At 61.0% G+C, this 16,907-nt stretch carries 18 protein-coding genes; 8 read left to right on the forward strand and 10 right to left on the reverse strand.

Translation table 11 applies throughout. The features are described 5' to 3' along the window. Positions 1-35: 35 nt before the first annotated feature. Positions 36-500, reverse strand: coding sequence for a TlpA disulfide reductase family protein (locus tag AB4O45_RS06020; RefSeq protein WP_073472190.1), 465 nt, complete (start codon positions 498-500; stop codon positions 36-38). Positions 501-613: 113 nt separating this feature from the next. On the opposite strand from AB4O45_RS06020, the gene arsC reads away from it, so the two are divergent. From arsC to AB4O45_RS06035, 3 genes are read left to right on the forward strand one after another with little or no spacing between them, the layout of a single operon-like run. Then, positions 614-967, forward strand: coding sequence for an arsenate reductase (glutaredoxin) (arsC, locus tag AB4O45_RS06025; protein WP_041479576.1), 354 nt, complete (start codon positions 614-616; stop codon positions 965-967). Continuing rightward, positions 964-1,560, forward strand: coding sequence for an NAD(P)H:quinone oxidoreductase (gene wrbA / locus AB4O45_RS06030; protein WP_041479575.1), 597 nt, complete (start codon positions 964-966; stop codon positions 1,558-1,560). Before arsC ends, wrbA begins: the two co-directional genes overlap by 4 nt. Then, complete coding sequence (locus AB4O45_RS06035) at positions 1,560-1,985, forward strand: DUF2069 domain-containing protein (RefSeq protein WP_073472188.1); 426 nt, start codon at positions 1,560-1,562, stop codon at positions 1,983-1,985. Before wrbA ends, AB4O45_RS06035 begins: the two co-directional genes overlap by 1 nt. An 88-nt stretch (positions 1,986-2,073) precedes the next feature. On the opposite strand, the gene AB4O45_RS06040 is transcribed toward AB4O45_RS06035, so the two are convergent. Both AB4O45_RS06040 and ttcA read right to left on the reverse strand, forming a co-directional pair. After that, a complete protein-coding gene (locus AB4O45_RS06040) occupies positions 2,074-2,748 on the reverse strand; it encodes a DNA-3-methyladenine glycosylase I (protein ID WP_460161196.1) in 675 nt (224 codons plus the stop codon). A gap of 134 nt (positions 2,749-2,882) precedes the next feature. Beyond that, positions 2,883-3,707, reverse strand: coding sequence for a tRNA 2-thiocytidine(32) synthetase TtcA (gene ttcA / locus AB4O45_RS06045; RefSeq protein ID WP_024013975.1), 825 nt, complete (start codon positions 3,705-3,707; stop codon positions 2,883-2,885). Between the two features lie 425 nt (positions 3,708-4,132). On the opposite strand from ttcA, the gene AB4O45_RS06050 reads away from it, so the two are divergent. Further along, positions 4,133-4,735, forward strand: coding sequence for a Yip1 family protein (locus AB4O45_RS06050; RefSeq protein ID WP_016773629.1), 603 nt, complete (start codon positions 4,133-4,135; stop codon positions 4,733-4,735). Between the two features lie 148 nt (positions 4,736-4,883). Beyond that, positions 4,884-5,378, forward strand: coding sequence for a SprT family zinc-dependent metalloprotease (locus AB4O45_RS06055; RefSeq protein WP_024013976.1), 495 nt, complete (start codon positions 4,884-4,886; stop codon positions 5,376-5,378). 116 nt (positions 5,379-5,494) lie between these two features. Here the strand turns inward: AB4O45_RS06055 and AB4O45_RS06060 are convergent, their stop codons facing one another. Both AB4O45_RS06060 and AB4O45_RS06065 read right to left on the reverse strand, forming a co-directional pair. Next, the gene (locus AB4O45_RS06060) at positions 5,495-6,676 is read right to left on the reverse strand and encodes a CaiB/BaiF CoA transferase family protein (protein ID WP_460161197.1); all 1,182 of its coding nucleotides are present in this window, start codon (positions 6,674-6,676) and stop codon (positions 5,495-5,497) included. A 145-nt stretch (positions 6,677-6,821) separates the two neighbouring features. Beyond that, a complete protein-coding gene (locus AB4O45_RS06065) occupies positions 6,822-8,156 on the reverse strand; it encodes a dicarboxylate/amino acid:cation symporter (RefSeq protein ID WP_024013978.1) in 1,335 nt (444 codons plus the stop codon). 347 nt (positions 8,157-8,503) lie between these two features. On the opposite strand from AB4O45_RS06065, the gene AB4O45_RS06070 reads away from it, so the two are divergent. Then, positions 8,504-9,502: an AraC family transcriptional regulator gene (locus AB4O45_RS06070; RefSeq protein WP_460161198.1), complete on the forward strand. Its 999-nt coding sequence runs from the start codon at positions 8,504-8,506 to the stop codon at positions 9,500-9,502. Positions 9,503-9,707: 205 nt separating this feature from the next. On the opposite strand, the gene AB4O45_RS06075 is transcribed toward AB4O45_RS06070, so the two are convergent. The 3 genes from AB4O45_RS06075 to AB4O45_RS06085 all read right to left on the reverse strand — a co-directional run bounded on the left by AB4O45_RS06075 (position 9,708) and on the right by AB4O45_RS06085 (position 12,482). Then, entirely contained in the window at positions 9,708-11,054 is a 1,347-nt protein-coding gene (locus tag AB4O45_RS06075) for an ATP-binding protein (RefSeq protein WP_150637571.1), read from the reverse strand. Next, the gene (locus AB4O45_RS06080; RefSeq protein WP_016773623.1) at positions 11,051-11,728 is read right to left on the reverse strand and encodes a response regulator transcription factor; all 678 of its coding nucleotides are present in this window, start codon (positions 11,726-11,728) and stop codon (positions 11,051-11,053) included. The genes AB4O45_RS06075 and AB4O45_RS06080 overlap by 4 nt, the downstream gene beginning before the upstream one ends. A 148-nt stretch (positions 11,729-11,876) precedes the next feature. After that, positions 11,877-12,482 carry a membrane protein gene (locus AB4O45_RS06085; RefSeq protein WP_041479569.1) on the reverse strand — a complete coding sequence of 202 codons (606 nt, stop codon included), beginning with the start codon at positions 12,480-12,482 and terminating at the stop codon, positions 11,877-11,879. Positions 12,483-12,625: 143 nt separating this feature from the next. On the opposite strand from AB4O45_RS06085, the gene AB4O45_RS06090 reads away from it, so the two are divergent. Together AB4O45_RS06090 and AB4O45_RS06095 are read left to right on the forward strand one after the other, a co-directional pair. Next, positions 12,626-13,417 carry a dienelactone hydrolase family protein gene (locus AB4O45_RS06090; protein ID WP_460161199.1) on the forward strand — a complete coding sequence of 264 codons (792 nt, stop codon included), beginning with the start codon at positions 12,626-12,628 and terminating at the stop codon, positions 13,415-13,417. Positions 13,418-13,568: 151 nt separating this feature from the next. After that, the gene (locus AB4O45_RS06095) at positions 13,569-14,294 is read left to right on the forward strand and encodes a 4'-phosphopantetheinyl transferase family protein (protein ID WP_460161200.1); all 726 of its coding nucleotides are present in this window, start codon (positions 13,569-13,571) and stop codon (positions 14,292-14,294) included. Positions 14,295-14,401: 107 nt separating this feature from the next. Here the strand turns inward: AB4O45_RS06095 and AB4O45_RS06100 are convergent, their stop codons facing one another. Both AB4O45_RS06100 and AB4O45_RS06105 read right to left on the reverse strand, forming a co-directional pair. Beyond that, positions 14,402-16,012, reverse strand: a complete 1,611-nt coding sequence (locus tag AB4O45_RS06100; protein ID WP_041479566.1) for an ATP-binding protein — start codon at positions 16,010-16,012, stop codon at positions 14,402-14,404. After that, entirely contained in the window at positions 16,009-16,731 is a 723-nt protein-coding gene (locus AB4O45_RS06105) for a response regulator (protein ID WP_056788095.1), read from the reverse strand. Before AB4O45_RS06105 ends, AB4O45_RS06100 begins: the two co-directional genes overlap by 4 nt. Positions 16,732-16,907 lie beyond the last annotated feature (176 nt).

Consider the following 16,907-nt stretch of genomic DNA (forward strand, 5'->3'; position numbering starts at 1 on the left):
CGCGACCCAACGGGGATGAATCCCCTCGCCACAGGTTACTTGTTCCGCAACGCCTCCAGCTTCGCCATCACCCCCGCCGCCGTCTGCTCACCCAGCAACTGCTCACGCACCTTGCCCTTGTCATCAATGATGAACGTCACCGGCAGCGCCTCACTGCGCGGCAGGTCGAACAGCTCGGCCGGATCCTGCGCCAGCACGGTGAACTTGATGCCGAGTTTCTCGCTTGCCTCTTTCAGCTCCGCGCCCTGCACGTTGTCGAAATTGACCCCGAACACCCCGACGTTCTTGCTCTTGAGCTCATCAGCCAAATGATTCAGCTCGGGAATTTCCGTGCGGCATGGGCCACACCATTCGGCCCAGTAATTGAGCACCACCCACTGCTTGTCCAGACGTTCGGACGCTACCTTCTGGCCGTTCTGGTCGATGCCGTAATCATTACCGCAGCCCCCCAGCATCAACGCCCCGATTATCGTCAATGCCGCTGCCAATCGCCGTGTCATGTCGTGTTCCTTGTGAAAATTCGAAAGCGCCTGCGACCCATCGCCTCTGACGGTTCTGGATTGCGCGCCGCACAGTTAGAATAGCCGCCACTTTACGCCAGAAGCGACCCGCCATGACCGATTTGACGCTTTATCACAATCCGCGCTGCTCGAAATCCCGCGGCGCGCTGGAACTGCTCGAAGCCCGCGGCTTGCATCCGAATGTCGTGCGCTACCTGGAAACGCCGCTCAGCGCCGCGCAGATCAAGGCCCTGCTCGGCAAGCTCGGGATCAGCGCGCGACAGCTGCTGCGCAGCGGTGAAGAGGAATACAAAACCCTGAACCTGGCCGACGCCAGCCTCAGCGAGCAGCAGCTGATCGACGCCATCGCCACGCACCCGAAACTCATGGAGCGGCCGATTCTTGAAGCAGGCGACAAAGCCGTCATCGGTCGCCCACCGGAAAACGTGCTGGAGTTGTTGCCATGAGCACGCCGTACATTCTGGTTCTCTATTACAGCCGCAACGGTTCGACCAACGAGATGGCCCGGCAAATCGCCCGTGGCATCGAGCAGGCCGGAATGGAAGCGCGTCTGCGCACAGTGCCGGCGATTTCCACCGAGTGCGAAGCGGTGGCGGCGGAGATTCCCGCTGAAGGCGCGCTCTACGCCAGCCTCGATGATCTGAAGAACTGCGCCGGCCTCGCCTTGGGCAGTCCGACGCGTTTCGGCAACATGGCCGCGCCGCTCAAGTACTTCCTCGACGGCACCAGCAACCTCTGGCTGACTGGCGCGCTGGTCGGCAAACCGGCCGGCGTGTTTACCTCCACCGCCAGCCTGCACGGCGGTCAGGAAACCACGCTGCTGTCGATGATGTTGCCGCTGTTGCATCACGGCATGTTGATCACCGGCCTGCCCTACAGCGAATCGGCCCTGCTCGAAACCGAAGGTGGCGGCACGCCTTACGGGGCCAGCCATCACGCCGGTGCCGACGGCAAGAACGGTCTTGATCAGCACGAAGTGGCGCTGTGTCGCGCACTCGGTCTGCGCCTGGCGAAAACCGCACAGAAGCTGGTGGGCTGATGGCGAAGAAGCCGAAAGTCCTGCCCTCGATAGAGTGGCTTGAGCCACGGGTGAAGGCGATGCGCGTGCTCAGCCTGCTGAGCTTTTTCGCCCTCGCCGGCTTGCTGGCGGCTTATTACCTGCTGTTCGCCGACCTGCATGGCGCGCGGCCTTGGGTGATTCTGCTGGTCGAGCTGATCCCGTGGCTGGTCCTCGCCCCGGCGATGATCATGGGCAGCGCCCGTGGCCATTCGTGGATGTGTTTTGTGGTGAACCTGTACTTCATCAAAGGCGCTCTGGCGGCGTACGACCCCAACCGGCAGCTGTTCGGCCTGCTGGAAATGGCCGCGAGCCTGGCGGTGTTCTGCTCGGCGCTGCTGTATGTGCGCTGGCGCTATCAGTTGAATCGCAAATTGGCTGGCGAAGGCGAGATCAGCGTCGCCTGACCAACCGCTTTCGCGAGCAGGCTCGCTCCCACAGGGAATGCATTCCAGAGGTGGGAGCGAGCCTGCTCGCGAATGCAGCGACGCGGTTTTAATGGTTGACGGTATAGGCAAGCATCATCGAAATCTGGCTCATCGGCCGTCCGCCACTCTGCTCATGCCACTGGTTGAACGCGTTCTGCACCGTCGCCAGATCGCGCTGACTGGTCGGCACTTTGTCGACGATCTTCTGCGCATTAAGCGCCGCGACCACGTCGTAGCTCGGCACGAACGTGTCCTTGCCGACCATGCGCAAAAAGCGTGGCGCCGACAGCCCGCCGAGTTGGTGGCCGTGCTTTTTCAGGTACGTCCACAGGCCGACGATATCGGTCACCGGCCAGTCGGCGATCAATGCGCCGAAGCTGCCCTTGTCCTTTTCCACATCGAGAATGAACTGCGCATTGCGCGGCACACTTTTCAGCTTGCCCAGATGGCGGATGATCCGCGCGTCCTGCATCAGCCGCTCAAGGTGCTCGGCGCTCATCAGCACGACTTTTTCCGGATCGAACTTGAAGAACACCTCTTCGAACGCCGGCCACTTGGCGTCGACCAGGCTGTGCTTGATCCCGGCGCGAAAAACCCGCAGGGCCATGGTCGAGAGGTAGCGGTCGTCGCGGATCTTGCGCAGTTGTGCGGGGGTCTTGGGAACGGGCAGATGGGCTTCCAGTTCAGCCGCCGAACCGAAACGGTTCAGACAGTATTCGTGCAGCCACTTGTAATCGCGCATGCCCTCTCCTATTGAATGAAGCGAAGAAACCAATGTGGGAGCGAGCCTGCTCGCGAAGAGGGAGTCTCAGTCAACCAATCAGTTGAATGACACACCGCTTTCGCGAGCAGGCTCGCTCCCACATTTGAAGGTGTTTACAGATTGACGACGTTAACGAAGCGCGAAGCTGCAGTCTCGTCGATCTTCAGGCTGGTGAAGTCGAACAGGTTGCGGTCGGCCAGTTGCGACGGCACCACGTTCTGCAGGCTGCGGAAAATCGATTCGGTACGGCCCGGGGTCTTGCGATCCCAGTCCTGAAGCATTTCCTTGACCACCTGGCGCTGCAGGTTTTCCTGCGAGCCGCAGAGGTTGCACGGGATGATCGGGAATTGCTTGAGGTCCGAGTAGGCCTGAATGTCCTTCTCGTTGCAGTACGCCAGCGGACGAATCACCACGTTGCGGCCATCGTCGGCGCGCAGCTTCGGCGGCATCGCTTTGAGGGTGCCGTTGAAGAACATGTTGAGGAAGAACGTTTCGACGATGTCGTCGCGGTGATGACCGAGGGCCATTTTCGTCGCGCCGATTTCGTCAGCAAAGGTGTACAGGGTACCGCGACGCAGGCGCGAGCACAGCGAACAGGTGGTCTTGCCTTCCGGCACCAGTTCCTTGACCACCGAGTAAGTGTCCTTCTCGACGATGTGGTACTCGATGCCCAGTTCTTTCAGGTAGGCCGGCAGCACGTGCTCAGGAAAGCCCGGCTGTTTCTGGTCCATGTTCACCGCGACGATGTCGAACTTGATCGGTGCAACCTTCTGCAGGTGCATCAGCACGTCGAGCATGGTGTAGCTGTCCTTGCCCCCGGACAGGCAGACCATGACCTTGTCGCCATCTTCGATCATGTTGAAATCGGCGACCGCTTCGCCGGCCAGGCGGCGCAGGCGCTTTTGCAGTTTGTTCTGGTTGACCGTAAGAGTGCCCATGACGCGAAATCCGTGAGGTGTGACGAAAGGCCGGCATTTTACGCAAAAACCCTGGTAGCGCGAAGCATCTGTGGCGAGGGGATTTATCCCCGCTGGGTTGCGAAGCAGCCCCAAAACCTGAGAACTCGTATTGCCTGACACTGCGCGGTGTATGGCTTGGCGACTGCTGCGCAGCCGAACGGGGATAAATCCCCTCGCCACAAAAGTGTTTCAACCCCAAAAATGCCTTCCCCGCAAGACCCCGAGGCGATTACCTGCAATGTTTACAGCGCGATTTGCTCTAAGCCCGGCATACCGGTGCGTTGGAGTCCTTTCTATACTGCGACATAAGGTCGCACACATCTGAAGACCTGTATTTGCTCGGCCATCTTGGCCCGTAGGCGCTCCGTTGGGGGGCGATGGCAATGACAAGAGGAGTGAATGGCATGATCCATCACGTAGTGGGACTGTTTACCCACCCCGATCAGGAATGGAAGGAGATCCGTGGCGACCAAGAGGAAAGCATCAGCCACATGTACCTGACGCACACGCTGATTCTGGCGGCGATCCCCGCTGTGTCGGCGTTCATCGGCACGACCCAGGTCGGCTGGGTGATCGGCAATCGCGCGCCGGTAATGCTCACGTTTGAAAGCGCTCTGTGGATGACCATCATGTCCTACCTGGCGATGCTCGGCGGGGTCGCGGTAATGGGCGCCTTCGTGCACTGGATGGCGCGCACCTATGACGCCAATCCAAGCCTGGCCCGTTGCGTGGCATTTGCCACTTACACCGCGACACCGTTGTTTGTCGGCGGCCTGGCGGCGCTTTATCCGCACATGTGGCTGGGGATGATCGTCGGTACGGCGGCCATCTGCTACACGGTGTATCTGCTGTACGTCGGTCTGCCGACGTTCATGAACATCCCTTCGGATGAAGGTTTTCTGTTTTCCAGCTCGGTGCTCGCGGTTGGGCTGGTGGTGCTGGTGGCGATCATGGCGTTCACCGTGATTGTCTGGGGCCTGGGTGTCGGCCCGGTCTATACCAACTGACCTGTTTCCTCCCTGAGAAAAACAACATCTGCCAATACAGGCCGCCGCAAGGCGGCCTTCTCGTTGGGGCGACGACCATTCGGCAGGTCGGCGATTCGCAAGTCGCCGGGGTTGCGGCATACTCGGCGTCTCTGGAGATCCATCAAGCATGCCCGAGCAACTCAATACCCGCGTCGAAGATTGTTACCAACTCGCTGAATCCTTTTTCAAACGTTCCTTCAAACGCCCCGTGGTCAGTCTCAAGCTGCGCGGGCAGAAAGCCGGTGTCGCGCATCTGCACGAGAACCTGCTGCGCTTCAACCCGCAGCTGTACCGGGAAAACACCGAACACTTCCTCAAGCAGACCGTGGCCCACGAAGTCGCCCACCTGATCGCTCATCAACTGTTCGGCGACCGCATCCAGCCCCATGGCGAGGAGTGGCAACTGATCATGCGCGGCGTCTACGAATTGCCGCCGGATCGCTGCCACACCTATGAAATCAAGCGGCGCAGCGTGACCCGCTATATCTACAAATGCCCGTGCCCCGACAGTGATTTCCCGTTTACCGCCCAGCGCCATGGCCTGGTGCGGCAAGGGCGGCGGTATCTGTGCCGGCGCTGCCGCAGTACCTTGGTGTTCAGTGGTGAAATGCGGGTGGAATAGTTGGTTCCTGCGGTGCCCTGACTGGCCCTTTCGCTGGCAAGCCAGCTCCCACAGGTTTTGTGAACACCTGGGAACCTGTGGGAGCTGGCTTGCCAGCGATGAGGCCGTTACAGGCGCTAAAGAATGACTTTGGCGCGACGCAGGTCTTCAATTTTCGAAGGGCTAAGTCCCAACTCCCTCAACACCTCATCCGTATGCTGCCCCAACCCCGCGCCAACATGCCTTGGCGCCGGCAATGCTTCAGAGAATTTCAACGGACAGGCCATCTGCGCCTGCGTCGTACCATCGCCGCGCGGCACCTGGGTCACCAGCTCCCGCGCCTGTAACTGCGGATGGCGCAACGCCTCGCCCAAACTCAACACCGGCTCGACACAGGCATCGACCCCGGCGAACAATTCACACAGTTCTGCAAAATCGTGCCGCTCGAATTCGATGCGCAACGCCTCTTTCAAGGCTTGTTGTTGCTCAGGCCTGGGCGACAACCCTTGCGCCGCCAGCTCCGGCCGGCCCAGCGCCGTGCACAATTGCTGCATGAAGGCCGGCTCCAGACTGCCCACCGACATCCAGCGCCCATCCCGGGTGCGGTAATAGTCATAGAAACTGCCGCCGTTGAGCATCTGATCTTCGCGGCCCGGTTCCGCGCCGCAGGCCAGATAGCCAGCGCCGGCCATGGCGTTCAGGCTGAACGCGCAGTCGGTCATGCTCACATCCAGATGGGTGCCCTGCCCGGTTTGCTGACGGGCAATCACCGCTGCCAGCAAGCCGATCACGCCGTGTAGCGAGCCGCCCGCCACGTCCGCCACCTGCATGCCCAGCGGCAACGGCCCGCTGTCGGCGCGTCCGGTGTAACTGGCGAGTCCCGCCAGCGCCAGATAATTGATGTCATGCCCGGCGCGCTCCTTGTACGGCCCGGTCTGGCCGTAACCGCTGATCGACACATAAATCAGCTTTGGATTGATCGCTTTCAACGCTTCATAACCCAGGCCCAGGCGCTCCATCACCCCGGGGCGAAACTGCTCGAGCACGATGTCGTATTCGCCCAGCAGTTGCTTGATGATCTGCAGCGCTTCGGGCTGTTTCAGGTCCAGCGCCAGACTGCGCTTGTTGCGGTTCAGATAGGCGTGGCTGGCTGAGACCCCGCCATCATGCGGCGGCAGCACCCGCAGCAGATCCATACGCGTCGGCGATTCGATGCGCAGCACCTCGGCGCCCATGTCCGCCAGCAGCAACGAGGCGAACGGCCCCGGCAGCAAGGTCGAGAAATCGAGAATCTTCAGTGAGGCCAGCGGTGCAGACATGGGCGAACTCCTTGGGCGATGTACTCAGCCTAGGCAGCCATCGGCGATGCGGCAATCACCGCAAATGTCAGCAGGTGTGACCGTTGCGCTCAAATTCCGGGCAAGAAAAAACCCGCCGAAGCGGGTTTTTCTGTGCAAGCGATGCTTACTTCACATTGCTCGGGGTTGGGCCTTCAGCCACACCCAGGTCGTCTTCTTCACGCTCATCGGAGATACCGCGACCGCCGGAAGCCAGCTCGGTCTGCAGTTGATCGGTGTCCAGCTCCTTGACCCACTTGGCGACGACGATGGTCGCTACAGCGTTACCGACCAGGTTGGTCAGTGCGCGGGCTTCGGACATGAAGCGGTCGATACCGAGGATCAGCGCCAGACCGGCAACCGGCAGGTGACCTACTGCCGACAGTGTCGCGGCCAGGACGATGAAGCCCGAACCGGTCACACCCGCCGCGCCTTTGGAGGACAGCAGCAGCACCAGCAGCAGGGTGATCTGGTGGGTGATGTCCATGTGCGTGTCGGTCGCCTGGGCGATGAACACGGCGGCCATGGTCAGGTAGATCGAAGTACCGTCAAGGTTGAACGAGTAACCGGTCGGGATCACCAGACCCACGACGGATTTCTTCGCGCCCAGACGCTCCATCTTGATCAGCATGCGTGGCAGTGCCGATTCCGACGAGGACGTACCCAGTACGATCAACAGCTCTTCACGGATGTAACGCACCAGTTTGAACACGCTGAAACCGTGAGCCCGGCAGATCGCACCCAGCACCAGCACGACGAACAGGACGCAGGTGATGTAGAAGCAGATCATCAACTGGCCCAGTTGCACCAGCGAGCCGACACCGTAGGCACCGATGGTGAACGCCATGGCACCGAACGCACCCAGTGGCGCCAGTTTCATGATCATGTTGATGATGTTGAACATCACGTGGGCGAAGCGATCGATCATGTCCAGCAGCGGACGGCCGTACGAGCCGAGGCGATGCAGGGCGTAGCCGAAGATCACCGAGAACATCAGCACTTGCAGGATGTCACCGGTGGCGAACGCGCCGACGATGGTGTTCGGGATCACATTGAGAAGGAAACCGACAATGCTCTGGTCTTTACTGGCCGTCACGTAGGTGGCGATTTTCGAGGCGTCGAGGGTGGTGACGTCGATGTGCATGCCGGCGCCCGGTTGCACAACGTTGACCACGACCAGACCGATCAGCAGGGCAATGGTCGAAACGATTTCGAAGTACAGCAGCGCGTAGCCGCCGGTCTTGCCTACCGACTTCATGTTCTGCATGCCGGCGATGCCGCTGACAACAGTACAGAAGATGATCGGGGCGATGACCATTTTGATCAGCTTGATGAAGCCGTCACCCAGTGGCTTGAGGGCCACACCGGTCTGCGGATAGAAGTGACCGAGCAGGATGCCGATGGCGATGGCAACGATCACCTGGAAATACAGGGATTTGTACAGTGGCTGACGAGTCGTCATTGCAGGTTTCCTCAAGCGTCCAGCGGCAACATCCATCTGTCGAGCGCCGAACCTTAATTGCGAACCCTCCTGCACTGGAGGGATTTGTTGTTGGAACGGCATCCTCCCGGGCGGAAGAAGTGCACGCTTCTGTCGCTTGTATCGCAAACGTCGTGCCAGATTGGTGCGAACGGCAGCAAGCCTTTTGATATCAGGACCTGCGGGATTTTCCTGTCACCAATCAGCGACTTGAGTCATGGCGGATTTCCGCCAACTGAGCGTTCAGCGTCCTGCAATTTGGCGGAAATCCGCCTTGTGGCGTTGCCGGCCCGCCATTACGATCGGTGCCTGAACAAGGATTGCCGCTTATGCGCGAACGCACCATCGCCAGCCATTTCGCCCGCGCCGCCCTTGGCGGTGCGCGCCGGCGCGGCCTGGATTATTCAGGCCTGTTACAGCAACTGGGAATCAGCCCGGAGTTGCTCGACGAGCCCCGCGCGCGGATTGCCCCTGAGCAGTTCACCCGGCTGATTCAAGGGCTGTGGCTGGCGCTGGACAACGAATACCTGGGTTTCGGTAACGCCCCGAGCAAGCCCGGCAGCTTCGCCATGATGTGCCACGCCTCGATTCACTGCCGCAACCTGGAGAAGGCTCTGCAACGTGGCTTGTTGTTTTACAGCCTGTTCCCCGACGCCCCACGCCTGACCCTGCGTCGCGAAGACGAATGGGTGCGTTTGAGCCTGGACGACGCGCAGTGGTGGGACCCGGATCATTTTCTCAGCGAGAGTCTGTTGGTGATCTGGCACCGCCTCGGCAGTTGGCTGATCGGCCAGCGCATTCGCCTCGAGCAGGCAACCTTCAGCTATTCGCGCCCCGAGCACGGCAGCGAATACGACCTGCTGTTCCCCTGCCCGCTGACCTTTGATGCCGAGCAGAGCAGTCTGCTGTTTCACAGTCGCTATCTGGCCATGCCGCTGTTGCAGGACGAACGCACGCTCAAGCATTTTCTCGAACGCTCCCCCGCCGACCTGCTCTCGCGCCCGGACGACGGCGACAGCCTGAGCAGCCGCCTGCGCCGCTTGCTCAGTCGCGACGCTGCGAGTTGGCCGGATCTGGAAGCCGTCGCCGCGCATCTGCATATCAGCCCGCAAACCTTGCGCCGGCATTTGCGCGAGGAAGGCACCAGTTTTCAGGAACTCAAGGATCAGCTGCGGCGGGATATCGCCATCTATCATCTGGGCCGGGCGGAGCTGTCGTTGCAACAGATTGCCGAGCAGCTCGGGTTCTCTGAGCCTTCGGCGTTTCATCGGGCGTTCAAGAAATGGACGGGGCTGACACCGGGGGCTTATCGGGCGCAGGAGCAATGAGGCGCTAAATCAAAAGCCCCTCACCCTAACCCTCTCCCGGAGGGGAGAGGGGACTGATTGGGGGATGCTTGAGAAATACGCCGACCTGCAAGCTCTCTATTGAATCCATATTCGCTGCAAATCGCTCAGGTCGATAATTTTCCAAAGACACTTCGGTCAGTCCCCTCTACCTCTGGGAGAGGGTTAGGGTGAGGGCAGCTCGCAATCACACCGCAGGAAAATCAATCCTGAACGCCGCCCCTCCCATCGGTGAATCACCCAAGGCCAAACGCGCGTTGTAGCTTTCGATGATGTCTTTGACCACCGCCAGCCCGATGCCCTGCCCCGGATGTTGGGCATCCAGGCGTTCGCCGCGTTCGAGAATCCGCGCACGCTGATCGAGTGGAACACCCGGGCCATCATCCTCGACACACAACTCGATCCCGGCCAGTGATTCGCGCACGCTGACCCGCACTTCGCCGAGGCACAGGCGATAGGCGTTTTCCAGCAGGTTGCCGAGCATTTCCAGCAAGGCGCCCTGCTCGATCGGCACGTAACAGTGCTCGGGCAGATCAAAGGTCACGCGTACGTGTTTGTCGCGGTAGACCTTGTCCAGCGTATCGCACAGGCTTTTGAGCACCGGTCGCAGGCGCACCTGATGGCGGACCAGGCCGCTTTTGCGCAGGCTGGCCCGTTGCAGTTGGTAGCTGATCTGCTGGCTCATGCGTTCGATCTGGCTTTGCAGAACCCAGGCCTGGTCGCGGTCTTCGGGGCGCTGGGCCATGTCTTCGCTGACGCCTTGCAGCACCGCCAACGGGGTTTTCAGGCTGTGGGCGAGGTCGTCGAGGGAGTCGCGGTAGCGGCTGCGTTGCTGGCGCTCGCTGAGCAGCAAGCGGTTGAGCGAGCCGGTCAGGCGCAGCAGTTCACGCGGGTGTTTTTCCGTCAGGCTTTCGCGAGTACCGCCTTCGATTTCGTCGAGTTCCTGGCTCAAGCGGCGCAAGGCCTTGAGGCCCCAGGTCAGGCCGATCCATAGCAGCGCCAGCAATACCAGCAACGCCGCACCGAAGCCCAGATAGAGATTTTCCCGCAGGCCTTCGAGGGTGGTTTCGTATTCGCGTACCGGTTGCAGGGCGACGATGCTGAACGCTGCGCTTTTGCCGCCGAGCAATTTGACTTCGACGTCGTAGACAAAAAATTCCTGACCGCTGGCTTCACGGATCCGCGCGAACTCATTGCCGAGGCCGTCGTAGCGCGGTTTGTAGTTGATCTGTTCTTCCTGGGTGGCTTTCGAGCGCCACACCAGTTTGCCGTCGCGGTCGTAGATATAGCCGAGCAAACGGAAGTCGGTGAGGTTGAAGCGTTCGTCCGGCAATTGCGACGGCATCACCAACCGACCGTTTTCCACCCGTGCGGCGGAAATCAATGTGGTGACATCGGAGGCCAGACGTTGCTCGATCGAGTCCTGCAAGGCAAGGCTGAAGGCACCCTGCATCGCCGGCAGCAAGGCAAGCATGAACAACACCGCCAACGTGGTGGCGGCGAGCATCAAGCGAACGCGAAGGGAACGGATCAAGTGCAGCGCTCATTGAATAGGTAGCCGAGGCCGCGCACGGTGTCGATCGGCTTGAACCCGGCCGGGCCTTCGAGCTTGCGGCGCAGACGGCCGACCAGCACTTCGATGACATTCGGATCGCGCTCGTCATCGTCCGGATAGAGCTGCTCCATCAAGCGATCCTTGGGCACCACTTGCTGATGGTGGCGCATGAGGTATTCGAGGATGCGGTATTCGTAAGCGGTCAGCGCCAGCGGTTGTTCATCGAGGCTGGCCTGTTTGCGATTGAGGTCGAGCAGCAACGGCCCGGCGACGATGGTCGACTGGGTGAAGCCGCTGGAGCGGCGCAGCAATGCGTTCAGGCGCGCATCGAGTTCTTCGAACTGGAACGGCTTGACCACGTAATCGTCGGCACCGGCGGCGAGCCCTTCGACCTTGTCCTGCCAGTTGCCGCGCGCGGTGAGGATCAGGATCGGGAAGGTCTTGCCGCCCGAGCGCAACTGGCGGATCAGGTCGAGGCCGCCCATGCCCGGCAGGCCGAGATCGATCACCGCCAGATCGAAGTTGTACTGACCGGTCTGGTACAGCGCCTCCTCGGCATTGGCCACGGACTCGACCACGTGACCGCTTTCCGTCAGACGGGTTTGCAGGTGATGACGCAACAGCGCCTCGTCTTCGACGACCAACAGTTTCATGCCTTTCTCCCTATCACTTGAACTCTCCAGGCAACTACCTGTGGGAGCGAGCCTGCTCGCGAATACGGTGGATCAGCCAAGCAAGTGTCGGCCGATACACCCATTTCGCGAGCAGGCTCGCTCCCACACTTCAAACTGCGACAACCGCTTAGAAATAGTAGTTGGCCGACAGGTAGGTCTGCGCGCTGCTGGTCAAGTCCAGCGAGCCCTGTTTGCTGCCGCCGCTTTCTTTCATTTCGGTGCTGGCGTTGCTGCGAAGGTAACGGTAACCGAGTTCCACCGAGGTGTTCTGCGAAACTTGCTGCAACACACCGACCTGGCCACCAATGGCGTAACCGATGTCGCTGTCACGGCTGAAGCCGGGCGAATCCTGCGTAAGTTTGGTCAGACCGGCCGTGGCGCCGCCGAACAATTTGGTGCTGCCGCCCACCGGATAGAACAGGTCATAGCTGCCGAGCAGATTTTCCTGGCGCAGTTTAACGCCATTGTGCGAGCCGGAAACGTTGTCGTAGGTGGCGTAGTAGCGGCCCTGGCTGTTTTGCTGACCGAGGCGCATGCCGTAGGTGTTGTTGCCGTCGATGGCCCCAGTGACGTTGGGGTTGCCGAGGTTGTTGTTGAGCGCGTGGGACTTGTCGATCTTGTCGCTGGTCTGGCCGAATGTCAGGCCGGCGAAGTTGCTGGTGTCGTCGGCATTCGCCGCGATGCTGGAGCCTAACAGGGTAAAAGCCAGCAGCAATTTGTTTAAACGAGTCATGGGTATTTCCTCTTTCACAGTGCTGTTTGGGTATGGCGCAAGGTTACTGAGCCGCCCCTGTACGGCCCCTGAACCGTCTCTGAACCTGACCTGAACCAGATCGACTAGGCTGTTCTGACCACTTTCAATAAGGACACCCGACCATGCGCCTGTTCCTCGCCCTCACTTTGCTGGCGGTCAGCAGCCTCACCCAGGCTGCGATCAAGACTGAAGAAATCCCCTACCAAAGCGCCGACGGCAGCAAACTGATCGGCTACTACGCCTACGACGACGCGATCAAAGGCCCACGCCCCGGCGTTGTCGTGGTCCACGAATGGTGGGGGCTGAACGATTACGCCAAGCGCCGCGCGCGGGATCTCGCCGAACTCGGCTACAGCGCGCTGGCCATCGACATGTATGGCGAAGGCAAGAACACCGAGCACCCGAAAGACGCCATGGCCTTCATGCAGGCAGCGACCAAGGATGCCGATGCCGCCAGTAAACGCTTCGCCGCCGGGCTCGATCTGTTGAAGAAGCAAAAGCAGACCGACCCGAACAAAATCGCCGCCATCGGCTATTGCTTCGGTGGCGCCGTGGTGCTGAATGCGGCGCGTCAGGGTGTGCCGCTGGCCGGTGTGGTGAGTTTCCATGGCGCGCTGGCGACCAAGACCCCGGCGACTCCGGGCAGCGTCAAGGCGAAAATCCTCGTCGAGCATGGGGCGCTGGACAGCATGGTCACTCAGGACAATGTCACCGCGTTCAAGGCAGAAATGGACAAGGCCGGGGCGGACTACCAGTTCGTCAGTCTGGATGGCGCCAAGCATGGCTTCAGCAATCCGGATGCCGATCGTTTGAGCCATGGCGAGCATGGCGGGCCGGACATTGGTTACAACAAGGCGGCGGACGAGAAGTCGTGGGCGGATATGCAGGCGTTCTTCAAGAAGATTTTCGGTTGAGTCAGTAACGCCGAGGCGCGGCTTGCGCGAGCAGGCTCGCTCCCACACCGGATATCTGTCGCGCAGAAGATCCCTTGTGGGAGCGAGCCTGCTCGCGAAGGCTTCACCGCCGATCTCGACCTCGCCCCGACTAACCGGCAAAATGCCCGCCATGCATACCACCCCCGCCCTGCCCGCCTGCTGCACTGCGCTCGACAGCCACTGGCCGTTGCCGACGGTCCTGGCCGATACCGTGCTGCTCAGTACCCACTTCGACCCGGCACGCCTGCTTGGCGATGATTTTCAGCGCAGCGCTGTGCTGGCGCCGCCGAGCATTCAGCGCTCGGTGGCCAAGCGCCAGGCCGAGTTTCTCGCTGGACGCATCTGCGCCCGGGCCGCGCTGCAACAACTCGAAGGTCTGTGTATCGTCCCGCCGATCGGCGAAGACCGCGCCCCGGTGTGGCCGGCGCATATCTGCGGTTCGATCACTCACAGCACCGGCCGTGCGGCGGCGATTGTTGCCAACAAGCAGCACTGGCGCGGCTTGGGCATGGATCTGGAAAACCTGTTGAGCCATGAGCGCGCCGAACGCTTGGCCGGGGAAATCCTCACGCCAGCGGAACTGCAACGCATGGCGGCGGGTTCTCAGGAGCAACTGGCGCTGCGGGTGACCCTGACGTTTTCGGTCAAAGAGAGTTTGTTCAAGGCGCTGTACCCGATCGTGCAGCAGCGCTTTTATTTCGAGCATGCCGAAGTGCTGGAGTGGACTGAGGCGGGACAGGTCAGGCTGCGGTTGTTGACGGATCTGTCGAGCGAATGGCGCAATGGATCGGAGCTGGAGGCGCAGTTCGGCGTGCAGGATGGGCAGTTGTTGAGCCTGGTCAGTATTCAAGCCTGAGGATTTGCATTGTCTGTTATGGCGCCTTCGCGAGCAGGCTCGCTCCCACAGGGGATTGCATTTCAAATGTGGGAGCGAGCCTGCTCGCGAAGGCGGTATACCGAATCTCAGCGGCGCTCCTGATTCCTCGGCCAACTCAGACTGAAACACGCCCCGCCGAGGCTCTTGCTCTTGCCAATGATCGCGCGGCCGTCGTGCCAGTGAATGATCCGCCGCACAATCGACAACCCCAGACCATGCCCGCCCGAGGCCCGCGTGCGGCTATCGTCGAGGCGCAGAAACGGCGTGAAGATCCGCTCCCACGCCACTTCCGGCACGCCCGGCCCGTCATCCTCGACGTCGATCCGGCAACGCAACTGGCCGACCTGATAACTCACCGTCACCTGCGAATGCGCATGGCGCATCGCGTTGCCCACCAGATTCTGCAGCGCCCGATGCAGATAACGCGGTTCAGCCTCGACCCAGGCGCCGTCATTGTCGGCAGATGAAAGACACAAACCGCGCTGCACCGTGACCTCGGCGCGCAGCGGCGCCAATTCTGCGATCACCTGATTGACCAGCGCATCCAGATCGATTCGCTGGAAAGTCAGCGCCGGCGAGCCTTGCTCCAGTCGTGCGTAGGTGAGCATTTCGTCGACCAGCTTGTCGAGGTCCTCGATGTCGTGATCCATGCCTTCACGGTATTTCTCCAGTGCCTGCGGGGTGGTGGCCGTGCCGATCATTTCCAGCCCGAAACGCAGCCGTGCCACTGGGGTACGCAGTTCATGAGACACCGCGCGCACCAGTTCACGCTGGATCGCCAGCAACTGTTGCAAGTGCTCAGCCATGCCATTGAACGCCGACGCAAGCCGCCCGACCGAGTCAGCGCCGCGCGCCGGCACACGGGTTTCCAGGCTGCCCTTGGCGATGCGCGTGGCCGCCGCTTCGAGGCCGCGCAAACGTCGCTCAAGCTGACGCACCAGCAGATAAACGATGAGACCGATCAGCGTCAGACCGAGCGCGGCAATCAATACCAGCCATTCCGGCGGGTACGGATTCATCTGGTACAGCGGGCCGATTTCCAGCACCCACGGCGTACCAACCATGCCGGCGAACACGCGGATCGAATCGCCGCCCTTGCCCAGCGCCATCACCGTATCGCCCTCGGCCACGCGACGACTCTGGTCTTCGTCCATGTCGGCGTCATTTACCGTGACCAGACGCAGATCGAAGCCGAAGCCCTTTTCCTGCTTTATCTGCGCCAGACGCTTGGGCTGTTCGCCGACCGGTACCCGCACCAGTTCATCGGCCAGCAGGTAAATGGTCGCCCGAGCCAGTTGCTCGCTGATCTGCTGCACCTCTCCTACCAGTACAAGCTGCTCTTTTTCGCTGATCAGCCGATAGACCTTGGCCGCATGTGGCCCGGTCTGCTCGACCAGCGCCTGACCGCGCAACACACGGGTGCGCTGGGCCAGATCGAGGTCGGTTTCAGAGAACTTCTTCAGCGTCAGCGGAATACCGAGCAGCCGCTCCCACACCAGCAACGCGCGATGGCGTTCGGTCTGGTTCATCGGCTGCAGGTTGTCGGCCATCAGCGAGAAGGTGCCGTGGGCCAGGCGTTCGCGATATTGCTCGCTGCGCACCTGATTGAGCAGGTTCAGCGCCAGCACGCCGAGCACCGCCACCAGAATCAGCGCGGCGCACATGCCGCCGTAGATGCGCAGGAAGATCGAATTCACAGCGCCAGGTCTGCGCAGGCCTCAGGGACGAACAGGTAGCCTTTGCTGCGAATGGTCTTGATCAGGCGCGGATGATCGGGGTCGTCGCCGATTTTCGGGCGGATGCGCGAGATGCGCACGTCGATCGAGCGGTCCTGGCCGTCATAGCCGATGCCGCGCAATGCAGTGAAGATTTCTTCCCGGGAAAGTATCCGCCCGGCGTTGGACACCAGCAGCCAGAGCAGGTCGAACTCGGCGCTGGTCAGCTCGATGCCGTTGTCGCTCAGCCAGGCTTCGCGCAATGCGTTGTCGACCACCAGTGGACCGAATTGCAACCGCCGGGATTTTTCCGCGACCGGCTCCGGTGTGTCACTGCGTCGCAGCAACGCCTGGATGCGCGCCAGCAACAAGCGCGGGCGCACCGGTTTGCACACATAGTCGTCGGCACCGAGGTCGAGGCCGTGGATCTGATCGGCATCGTCGGTGCGCGCGGTGAGCATCAGGATCGGCCCGTCGTACTGGCTGCGCACCTTGCGGCAGATGCTCAGGCCATCTTCGCCGGGCAGCATCAGATCGAGGATCACCAGATCCGGCTGCTCCTTGATGATCCGCGCCGCCGCCAGCGCACCGTTGCCTTCGATCTCCACGCGCAGGCCATTGGCTTGCAGGTAATCGCGGGTGAGCTCGGCCAGTCGCTGGTCATCCTCGACGATCAATACCTGCCAGGTTTGTTGCTCCACCGGTGACCTCTGCTTGCTGTTTTTATTAAAAGAAGAAAGACAATCGCCTGACACGGACAAAACCTGTGGGAGCGAGCCTGCTCGCGAAAGCGTCTGTTGCTTCAACCTGAATGCTCAGTGGTCAACCGATTCGCGAGCAGGCTCGCTCCCACAATCCTGCGTGTATCTCCCGATCA

This window comes from Pseudomonas sp. S2_B10, assembly GCF_054668425.1.